We start from the raw sequence: 9,483 nt of genomic DNA, 5'->3' as shown, positions 1-9,483 counted from the left end.
TTTGGACAACCGTATCCCCTTCTTGCAGGGCTTCCTGGGCACGAATCGCATCCTGCGCCCGCCGTTCGGCTCCCACCGCCACCTCTTGTTTCGCGATGGCTTCAGTGGAAATGGTCGTGGCATTGCGCGTCAACCGTTCTAAATCAAATTGACGCCAACTGCGATTGCCGGAACTGATTTGCACCACTACCCGACAATCCCCAGCGTGAGAAGAAGACAGCGCCTCCCAGAGATAGCGAATTTTGCCACGAGCACTACCGTAATCCTTTGGTCGTCCCAACTGCATCAACCCCGCATATTGACGGCGAGCGGGTAAATAAACCCATTCTGGATGATTGACCGGCACACTGGCAGTCCCTCGTTCCCCTTGAAAGAGAACGGTTGCGGCATGGAGATGGGGGTCTTCGGCTTCGACTTGTAATCCCTTCTCATTCAGGATTAAGCGTTGCGGTAACGGAGGGGCATCCCCTTGATGAAATTCCGCATAATCCCGCTGCCACAGTTCTAAACTGGTCAACGGACGCGCCTCTAACCCCATCAGTGAGGTGAAGAGGGACTGCCAGCGCAGAAACCCTTCCCGAAACGCGAAACCGGTCAGCTGTTGTAAGCGCTGATGATCCAGTCGTTCCCGCTGCCCTTGGAAATTTTCCCAAGCCCGAGAGAGCCAAAGCAGCGCTTTGGCAATTAAATCTTGCTCGTCATGAGAGAACAATTCTGGGGTATAAGTGGCGGTAACCAGGGTGCGTTGGACCCGTCGTTGTCCTTGGTCTCGGAGTTGGCGCAAGCGCACTTTTTGACTGACGGTGAGTGCTTTCAGGAGGGCATGATTCGTCGTTCGCAGTTGTTGGTCTAAAACCGTTTGCGCGGCCTTATCATCGGCGAAACTCTCTTGTTCAAAGGTGACGGTTTCTCCCGGCAAAAACTCTTGTAATCCCGTATTCCACTTTTCTAAGAGGATGGCGGCGTCTCGCTCCGAGATTTCGGCGTGGGGCCCCTCCACCTGCCAGCGAAAGACAAACTGCAGTTGCTTTTTCCGGTCTTCGAGCAGATAAAATCCCACGTCTAAACCTTGTAATTCAATTTGCCCGTAGCAGACTAAATCGGAAAAGTCTTCAATGGGGGTGAGCTTTCCCAGTGATTTCATCCCTCGCATTGTTTTCGCTCCGTAACGGGGTTTTTTGGGCAAAAGAGACTGAATCTCCCACTTCACGACGCTTCGTCCTCGCACCCACTTGCTTTGAAAGTAAGGGAGGGCGCGGAATTGATTGAGGAACCGATATTCTTTTTCCCCCGTCAGCGCCCAAAAGGCGACACAACCAATGAACCAAAGGGGAAACACCTGCCCAAAGGATAACGGAGTTAGGACCGAAGCCCCAAGCGTGGGAATGGCAATCAATCCCCAATAAAAGAGTTGGTTGGGAGGCAGCCACCCCAAGCCTAAAGATTGCCCAATCGCTTGATTAACGGCATAAGAGACTGGTCTAGAATGCTGAACCATAGCTGATTCTCCTCACTTAAGCACTGAGAAAGATACTCATGACAAATTGGGCGCCAATATACAGCAGCAGCACCATCAGAAAGGGCATAAAGCTCTCCCGCATTGTATTCCCGTTCCGCTGCTCAAAAATGCCATAAACCAGAGCGCCGATGGCCACGAGAGCGGCAATAATATTGAGCATGCCAAAAATGCCGGTGGTTTGGTCAGCAATTTCATCTGCTCCCGCGGCGGTGAGAACTTCTTGCGTGGCCTCTTCCAGCGGTCCAAACACTCCGCCGCCGCCATCACCCGCTAAGGCTGGGGAGGCAGCGAGCATCAATAAAAAAGTCACCGCCAAGCCGGTCCCAATTTGCCAAGATTTGAAACCAAACTGTGGTAAAACGCTCGTCAAACTGATACCAACGGCGACGGAAAAAAGCCAGAAGGAAATCCAAAAGCGACCGAGAGATAAAAACCAAAGCCAAGCCAAAGGAGCCATCACTAAGAGTTTAACTGCCAAGCCTTTTCCAGGCTTGAACCAATTTGACAAAATCATATTATGACCTCTGAAAGGAAACGTTCTAACTATTCGGGAATGGTAAAAACTTATTTCCCACATTTTAGCCAAAATTTTGGGGCTGTCAACTTTGTTTCCCAGATAAAGTTGTAAAAATTACAACTCTAGTGAAATTAATCATGGCGATTGCTCAACTCAAGGAGTATCTTAGTGTACAAGAAAAATTAAAATTTATTTTCCTTAATGAAAAAAAAAGCTTAAAATTACTCCGACTCATTTTTTCTCTATCGTTCTGTTTCAGTGATATCGCTTCGGCTCAATCGACGATTCGGTCAATTCGGTTTCAAGGCAATACCGAATTTAGCAACCAAAAATTGCAGCAACTCGTGAAAAACTGGCAAGGACAACCCCTAACCATCCGAAATTTAATCCAACTCCGCAGCAAAATTACAGATTACTATATCAAGCAGGGGTATATTACTTCTGCTGCTTATATTCCTGAGCAAGCAATTCAGGAAGGGATCGTGACTGTCCAAGTGGTAGAGGGAGTTCTCGGACCCATACAAGTCCAAGGCGTGGATAACCCATTAACGCAGCAGTCTGTTCGCGCTAAAATTAATCGCTTAGTGGAGGAGCCGTTACAGGAAACGGCACTTGAAGAGTCTTTGCAGTTATTACAGCAAGATCCGCGATTTGAGCACGTTGAAGCAGAACTGGTCCCCACCGAGCAAGATGGGGTCAGTGAACTAATTGTTGCTTTAGTGCCAGCACCCCCTTGGGAGCTGAGCTTAGAAACTAATAATCAACAAAATCCCGATTTTGGCGAAGCTCAAGCTGGTCTTACCTTAACCAACCAGAATTTCATTGGATTGGGAGATCGCTTGGAAGCGAGTTATACCAAAAGTGAAGGGATTAATCTCTGGCGGGTCAGCTATATGATTCCCTTTAGCGGAGGAGCCCAAAAACTTGCTGTGGGCTACCGTCAAAATGATGTTGCTGTAGTGAAAGATTTAGGGGGAGTGGAGATTTCTTCTGTGGCCGATACCTTTTTTGTGGGAATTGAACAGAATCTAATTGCCAATCCCAGTGAACGGTTATCAGTCAGCTTAACCTTCGATCTTCGAGACTCCCAAACTTATCTGGATGGCGAACCATTTCCGTTTAATTTGGGAACGCTCGAAGATGATGGAAAAAGTCGAGTGCGAGTGTTGCGCTTAGAAGGAACGTATTTGAAGCGAGGGCAAGATTTTACCTTTCTCGGGCGAGCGCAAATTTCGGCAGGATTGAATGGGTTGAACGCGACAGAGAATGACTTTGATTTTGATGGCTCGTTTATCAGTTGGCTGGGGTCAGCGCAGTACCTGCAGCAGGTTGATGAAAATTTAATCATTTTAGGAGAATTAGCGACACAACTCACGGGCGATGCTTTACTCCCTCTCGAACAACTTGCCATTGGCGGGGTCGATTCGGTGCGAGGATTTGAGCGCAATTCTCGGAGTGGGGATAGCGGTCTTTTGTTCTCAGCGGAATTGCAGTGGTCAGTGAATGAGGCCGTGGCTCTGGTTCCCTTCTTTGACTTAGGTGTGGTTTGGAATAATCGCCTTGATTTAGAGGGAATCAATCGCGAGGTGGTTTCTCCCTCACTTTTGTCTAGCGTCGGTTTGGGATTGCGTTGGCAATTAACTGAGAGTCTACAAATACAAGGGGATTTGGGGATTCCTTTAACGGCAGGGGAGGACCTAGAACAGTTAGGAATCGTGCAATTACGATATCAAATCAATTTTTGAATCGTCAAAGTTCTTCTCGGAATTGCTTGGGTAAGCCAATTGAGAAGCAAGTTCGTCCTTCCTTCGTTTCCTGTAAAAAAAGTTTTCCGCGATGCAGTTTAACAACGCTTTCATAGGCAATATATAAACCGAGTCCCGTTCCGCTTCCTGATTTGGACGTAAATAGCAAATCGAATACGTGATCCTGATAATCAGGGTCGATTCCTCCCCCATTATCAATAATCTGAATCTCAACAAAAGCGTCGCGATCGCGGGTTACCACTTGGATCAATGGCGATGCTTCTTCCCATTGGTCTCGCGCGAGTAAAGCATCAAAACTATTATCCAGTAAATTTAACAAAGCTCGTTCCAGGCTAAACGGTAAAATGGGAATGGTTTGATCGTTGAGTAAGGGATCATAATCTCGAAACAGTTCAACATTGGCGGCTTTCCCCTGACTTTGTTCCCAAGCATGGGCTAATACAGTTTCTAAAAAAGAAGGTAAGTCAGTGAACGTAACCGCATTCTCTCCATAATCAGAAGCATAAGCTAAAACACTATTCACAAAATCTTGAATTCGGTGTAAGTTTCGCTCCATTGCTGTTAATGATTCTTGTAGTTCCTGCCACTGCTCATCGTCTTCAAAAAGCCAACCCATTTCCTCGACAGTCGCCAGACTATTATTCAAATTCCCTTGCAAAATTCCTAAAACATTCCGAATATCGTGGGCCAGTTTTGCCCCCAAAAAAGAAATAGAATCGCTTTTTTCTTGAGCGATTTGCATTTGATGAGTTCGCTCAAGTTCCTCCTGTAAAGCTGCTAACTCTCTTTCTAAATGCGAGAGGTAGCGCTGTCGTTGCTGATCGGCAAGGACGAAACATTGCCCCAACACAGCCATAAATATCACTCCTGCATAGGGAATAAAGGGAATCCACCAAGACGCTAAAAATCCGATAAAACTAATTAAAAATGTTAGGATTGTTAAGCTAAGAGATAGTAATAAAAAGAGTTTGAGTAAGGAATTTCTCAAATAAGAATAAAACCACGCTAAGCCCTTTAATGCTATCCCTGCCCAGACCCATACTAAAAACCATTCTCCCGCTTCGGGAACCGTCTTTAAATTGGGCTTTTCTCCCAAAGCACTCCAGATGATCTGCTCAGTGAAAAAGCCAATACTCTCAACACCAAAAATAGCATCAAAAGCTCGAGAATAGGGAGTCGCCAATAAATCTTCTTGGGAAGGAGCAAGTGATCCCAGTAAGACAATCCGATTCCGAAACAACTCTGGATTGATTTTTCCAGTGAGGACTTCCGATATCGTAACCGTGGTGAAGGTTTCTTCTAGAGAGCGCCAATTCACGAGAACTTGATAGCCGCCTCCGGAGGCAACATCAACATACCCGCCACTGTTCGGCAAGACTTGTTGGAAAACTGCTTCTCCTAGTTGTAATTGTCCTTCCTTAGTGACTTGTGGTGTGATTCCTTTCGGGGCTAAATAAGCTTCTGCTAATTGGAGTGCCAGGGAGGGGTGATAGGTAGCGCAATCTCCTGAGAGTTGCCGCTGGGAACAAACCGATAAAAAATTGCGACGTAAGATGCCATTGCGATCGAGCGGTACGCTAACATCGCCGACTCGCGCCAGAGGAACGTCATCGGGTGCAGTGATTTGCTCTTGCTGGGAACCTAAAAATCGGGCGGGAAGATACAATCGAGATTCATTTTGGAATAACTGCTTAAGGGGTTGATGAGAAATTGGCGATTCCCGAAAAAAATCTAATCCCACTAACGCCGGGTCTTGATTAAAAATCTTTGAGAGGACGGTAAATAGAGTTTCGTCAGATAAAATCGGTTCTTGCAGCTTTCTAATATCGGACTCAGTATATCCCACAATCACAATTTGAGGGGAACGCGCCACTGATTGCACTAACGAGCGCATTGAAAACATCAAATCGTAATGGGATAACTCTAAAATTTGCAGCACCCCCCACCCTCGAATGAGAAGGATCACTAAAGCGGTTAGGAGTCCCATCCCAATCCATGACGGTAACCAGTTAGCAAGGGTCTTTAATCTTTGCATCACACAGAAGTTTCTGGAACACTGAATCGTCATCTTGGCGGTAGGCTAGAGCGATAGCATCATACCAAAGCCCCTGCTCAGCTAAAAGAATTGGATCAGATTTCAGTCTCGGGGATAAATTTAAGGAACGATATTGAAATTCAACGCGAGCATAAGGATTTAAGGCTAACTCAGAGCGACACTGGATGACCAATGTCCAATAATAATTCCCTTCTAGCAATTGCTGCTCTTGCTTAGGAAGTTGGATGCGACTGATGCCAAATTTGGCCCGTATCTGCTCTTGATACCAAACCTTTCCTTGCCGATCACTTAAAATGATTAGCACTGGAACCTCAAAAGTAGTGGGAAAATCAATGAGTAAATTCGGACGAGCTGAAGCGGTCACAGCGATGTGATTTTTAGGGGCTAGTAATTGAGGAAAATCTTTCGTAGCCATACAAGAATCCCGACGGGTCCCTTGAACGTCAATCTGTTGCTCCTCCCCGCCTTCATTGGGGGGGCGATATTGAGCTTGGGCAGAAAGGATTAAGCTATTCGTTAGAAAAGCGGATATTAACAGTAAATTTTGTAATCGCATAACTAAGTTTTACTGTAGTTACTTTACCAAAAGTTTAGCAATGATTTAACTGTCATCACCTGATGAAACTTTATTGGAAAAGGGCAGCAAAATTTGAATTTCCAACAGAACATCCAACACTCGTAAATAGCGACCCACTAAGAAGGGAACTTGAAACCCTTCAATTAACCAATTACTAACAGTTGATTCTTTATATCCAGTCAAATTCGCTAGGAGTGCGCAGCAGGACCGACGATAACCATAATCGCCGGGTGATTTCCCTTTAATAACAGGAACCCACTTCTCACAAAAGTTAGCCGGAGGCATCGGTTCAATTGAGATAAAAGTTTCATTGTCAAATGACATAAATTAAGGAAATTGTAGAATTAAAATAGAATTCATTATTATATGTCCTAAAAACTAAACAATGCCCAGAAGAGTACTAATTGTAGAAGATGAGCTGGATTTTCAACAGATGTTGAAGCGCACATTAGAAAAAAATACAAAACAATACTTTTATGAGGTAGAATGGGCAGCCACTGGACAGGAAGGAATTGATAAAGCAAAAGAATTTTTTCCCGATCTAATTTTGCTAGATATGGATCTCCCCAAAAAAAATGGGTTTCGGGTCATTGAAGAATTGGCAAATGAGGATTATATCAAGCGGATTGTTCCGATTACAGGGCGGTTTCAGGAAAAACATCTGCAACAATTAACCAGTCAACAAAAAATCCAAGAATACATTATTAAGGGCAAGGAAAATAACAAGCGCTATGTTGAAGTCATCTTTAGAAACGAGCTCTCGGATACCAAAGGTTTTAACTATGAAGAGTTAGACCCGAAATTAGCAGAATTTGTCAGTGAAAAAGCTCAAGCCATTCAAATTATTTTTCATCGCCAGCTTAAAGATGTTGTTGAAATTGGCAATCTTTTATCTGAAGTTAAAACCAAGCTTGAATATGGGCAATTTTTGCGTTGGCTAAAAACAGAACTCGATTGCAGCCACTCTCTAGCTCGTAAATTTATACGCACTGCTGAAACGTTTAATCAAATTGATATTGAAAATCTTGATATCTCTCCCAGTGCTGCTTATGCAATCGCGCAATCGAATATTCCCGCTCCTGTTAAAGAAGAATTAATTGGACGAGCTCGACGAGGCGAAAAAATTTCCCCGAAGTTGGTCAAAGAGACGCGCGATCGGCATGAACAACAAACGAATCTGAAAGTGATCGAAGCCGCGAATGACGACCCATTAGAAGTAAGATCCGAGACTCCCTCGGAGCAGCCAGCGACAGTGATTAATCGTCCCCATCCAGGAGAGATTCTTAGAGTGACTAAGTCTAAGCGGTGGCTAGAGCTGGGATCCCATCGCATCTATTGCGGAGCCCCTGATAGCAAAGAATTCCAAAAAGCCCTTCCCGATCCGATTGTTCTGCTTTTGTATTTTCCCCCTTCCTTTACATCTGAACTACCTGCTTTTTCTCAACAAATCCAGCAATACATTACGTTTTACACTCAGTATCAGGATGAAGTGAGTGGCTCAGAGTGGCGAGAAATTCTTAATCCTACCCTGACGGCTAGCATGGAACGGTTGACTCAGGAAAAGGAAACGATTGTTTTCTGTTATTTGCCTGATCCCACTCTTCTGATTCACAGCCATTTAATTAACTGTCATACCATTATCGCTGAACCGAGGAAAGAGCAGCGCGAACAGTTAATCAAATTATGGGAGCAGAGTAAAGGGAATAAGCTTTCGAGGTAGTCCTAAACAGGTAATGATAAATTATAGTGATAAATAAAATTCCAAATAGCTCCAAGATGATTTTCTAATTTTTTGGAGAAAGACAAACTCTGGCGTACTAAACGGGAAATTCGCTGTCTCAAAGAACAGTTGAGCCTTTCAATGTGGCTAGTTAGACCCGTTTCTTTCCCCACAGCTCGATGACGAGTTCTCGGAATCACTCCCTCGTAGGCTTCCCAAAAGTGCGGAAGGCATCTTCACCAACGGTCAGGCTTGTGAGCCGAAAGTAATTTCGGCTCATTCCTGACTGCGTCGCTTCGCTCCTCGCTCCAGCCCGCTTTCCAGCTTGAATGCATTCAAGCTGGGTCGGCAGTCTGTATAGACCACGGCACATTGACGATAGACTCCTGGCAGGGAAGACCAGAGTTTTCTGGCTGCATCGCGATGTGGCGAAGCCATCGCCCTTTGGGCATCGCGCCTTCCAATGTGGACTCCAACAATTTCTCGAGTTCTCTTGTCTATAGCTAACCAGACCCACTGTTTATTGCCTTTATGGTCAACGAAAGACCAGAGCTTATCAGCTTGGATCGTCAGCTTGCCTTTTTTTTGATGATACCTTTACCTGTCGAGGCACTTGAGCGTATTTGGGGTTGACATAGTCCTGTCGCCATTTTTCCGATACCTGCGCTACCCGAGCCATGCCAGCCAGAGAAATTCGCTCCCATAGTAAGCGTTCTATTAATTCTCTAGTTTCTGCTGTAATTACCACATTGGTGGGATTTTCCACGAACTGCCGTCCACACTCACGACATTTGAAACGTTGCTTTCCATTATGGATGTGACCGTTTTTGACCACCTGCTGACTCTGGCACTTCGGACAATTAGGCATGAAGAGGATTACGATTCATTTCACTCTCTTGTTCTATTCTCCCCTATCATTACCTCTACATGACTACCAAAAATTTTTTGTCCATTGCATCAGCAGCTTACCCACAAAGCAGTGCTTGATCGCTGTTTACTCCCAGAGAAGGTGCCACTCATCTCATTAGTTTTCTGAGTTGCGTTAACATAGTTGAGCGCAGGAAGTTAACTAGCATCTCTCCAGCAGGTAATGGCAATGACTTTGACAACCCCCACCGAATACAAATATATCTTACTCGACGAGCATGATCGCCCTTATATTAAAGGAACATCCATGAAAGTCTTGGAGTTAGTCACGTCTATTCAGGCTTATGGTTGGAGTCCCGAAGAATTGCATTTCCAATATCCTCATTTGAGTATGAGCCAGATTTATTCTGCTTTAGCCTATTACTGGGAACACAAAGAAGAGATTGATGCTGATGTCAAGC

Annotated in this window: 10 protein-coding genes and 1 pseudogene; 3 read left to right on the top strand and 8 right to left on the bottom strand. The window is 45.0% G+C overall.

The genetic code is table 11. The features are described 5' to 3' along the window. Both GVY04_00145 and GVY04_00140 read right to left on the bottom strand, forming a co-directional pair. The coding region (locus GVY04_00145) for a hypothetical protein (GenBank protein ID NBD14590.1) at nucleotides 1-1,498 on the bottom strand (1,498 nt) is incomplete at its 3' end. Nucleotides 1,499-1,514: 16 nt separating this feature from the next. Further along, the gene (locus GVY04_00140) at nucleotides 1,515-1,997 is read right to left on the bottom strand and encodes a hypothetical protein (protein NBD14589.1); all 483 of its coding nucleotides are present in this window, start codon (nucleotides 1,995-1,997) and stop codon (nucleotides 1,515-1,517) included. A gap of 176 nt (nucleotides 1,998-2,173) precedes the next feature. Here GVY04_00140 and GVY04_00135 point away from each other — a divergent pair, with 176 nt between their 5' ends. Further along, a complete protein-coding gene (locus GVY04_00135; GenBank protein NBD14588.1) occupies nucleotides 2,174-3,781 on the top strand; it encodes a BamA/TamA family outer membrane protein in 1,608 nt (535 codons plus the stop codon). A gap of 4 nt (nucleotides 3,782-3,785) precedes the next feature. Here the strand turns inward: GVY04_00135 and GVY04_00130 are convergent, their stop codons facing one another. The 3 genes from GVY04_00130 to GVY04_00120 are packed head-to-tail and all read right to left on the bottom strand — an operon-like array spanning nucleotide 3,786 to nucleotide 6,759. Continuing rightward, the gene (locus GVY04_00130) at nucleotides 3,786-5,837 is read right to left on the bottom strand and encodes a CHASE2 domain-containing protein (GenBank protein ID NBD14587.1); all 2,052 of its coding nucleotides are present in this window, start codon (nucleotides 5,835-5,837) and stop codon (nucleotides 3,786-3,788) included. Further along, nucleotides 5,812-6,414, bottom strand: coding sequence for a DUF928 domain-containing protein (locus tag GVY04_00125; GenBank protein ID NBD14586.1), 603 nt, complete (start codon nucleotides 6,412-6,414; stop codon nucleotides 5,812-5,814). Before GVY04_00125 ends, GVY04_00130 begins: the two co-directional genes overlap by 26 nt. Before the next feature lie 45 nt (nucleotides 6,415-6,459). After that, entirely contained in the window at nucleotides 6,460-6,759 is a 300-nt protein-coding gene (locus GVY04_00120; protein NBD14585.1) for a hypothetical protein, read from the bottom strand. A gap of 109 nt (nucleotides 6,760-6,868) precedes the next feature. Between GVY04_00120 and GVY04_00115 the strand changes: the two genes are divergently transcribed. Further along, nucleotides 6,869-8,155: a response regulator gene (locus GVY04_00115; GenBank protein NBD14584.1), complete on the top strand. Its 1,287-nt coding sequence runs from the start codon at nucleotides 6,869-6,871 to the stop codon at nucleotides 8,153-8,155. Nucleotides 8,156-8,157: 2 nt separating this feature from the next. Here GVY04_00115 and GVY04_00110 read toward each other — a convergent pair. From GVY04_00110 to GVY04_00100, 3 genes and pseudogenes are all read right to left on the bottom strand, one after another. After that, nucleotides 8,158-8,376 (bottom strand): annotated as a pseudogene (locus GVY04_00110) (IS1 family transposase). A 55-nt stretch (nucleotides 8,377-8,431) separates the two neighbouring features. After that, nucleotides 8,432-8,593: a hypothetical protein gene (locus GVY04_00105; GenBank protein NBD14583.1), complete on the bottom strand. Its 162-nt coding sequence runs from the start codon at nucleotides 8,591-8,593 to the stop codon at nucleotides 8,432-8,434. Nucleotides 8,594-8,711: 118 nt separating this feature from the next. Next, nucleotides 8,712-9,023, bottom strand: a complete 312-nt coding sequence (locus tag GVY04_00100; protein ID NBD14582.1) for a hypothetical protein — start codon at nucleotides 9,021-9,023, stop codon at nucleotides 8,712-8,714. Nucleotides 9,024-9,251: 228 nt separating this feature from the next. On the opposite strand from GVY04_00100, the gene GVY04_00095 reads away from it, so the two are divergent. Beyond that, on the top strand, nucleotides 9,252-9,483 hold a 232-nt coding region (locus GVY04_00095), incomplete at its 3' end, for a DUF433 domain-containing protein (GenBank protein ID NBD14581.1).

It is taken from the genome of Cyanobacteria bacterium GSL.Bin1 (assembly GCA_009909085.1).
Lineage (GTDB): Bacteria > Cyanobacteriota > Cyanobacteriia > Cyanobacteriales > Rubidibacteraceae > Halothece.
This window is presented reverse-complemented; position numbering and strand designations above follow the sequence as displayed.

Coding starts and splice junctions, on each gene's coding strand:
- GVY04_00100 (NBD14582.1), bottom strand. CDS start 9,023: ATGCCTAATTGTCCGAAGTGCCAGAGTCAGCAGGTGGTCAAAAACGGT.
- GVY04_00120 (NBD14585.1), bottom strand. CDS start 6,759: ATGTCATTTGACAATGAAACTTTTATCTCAATTGAACCGATGCCTCCG.
- GVY04_00130 (NBD14587.1), bottom strand. CDS start 5,837: ATGCAAAGATTAAAGACCCTTGCTAACTGGTTACCGTCATGGATTGGG.
- GVY04_00115 (NBD14584.1), top strand. CDS start 6,869: ATGTTGAAGCGCACATTAGAAAAAAATACAAAACAATACTTTTATGAG.
- GVY04_00125 (NBD14586.1), bottom strand. CDS start 6,414: ATGCGATTACAAAATTTACTGTTAATATCCGCTTTTCTAACGAATAGC.
- GVY04_00105 (NBD14583.1), bottom strand. CDS start 8,593: ATGGCTTCGCCACATCGCGATGCAGCCAGAAAACTCTGGTCTTCCCTG.
- GVY04_00135 (NBD14588.1), top strand. CDS start 2,174: ATGGCGATTGCTCAACTCAAGGAGTATCTTAGTGTACAAGAAAAATTA.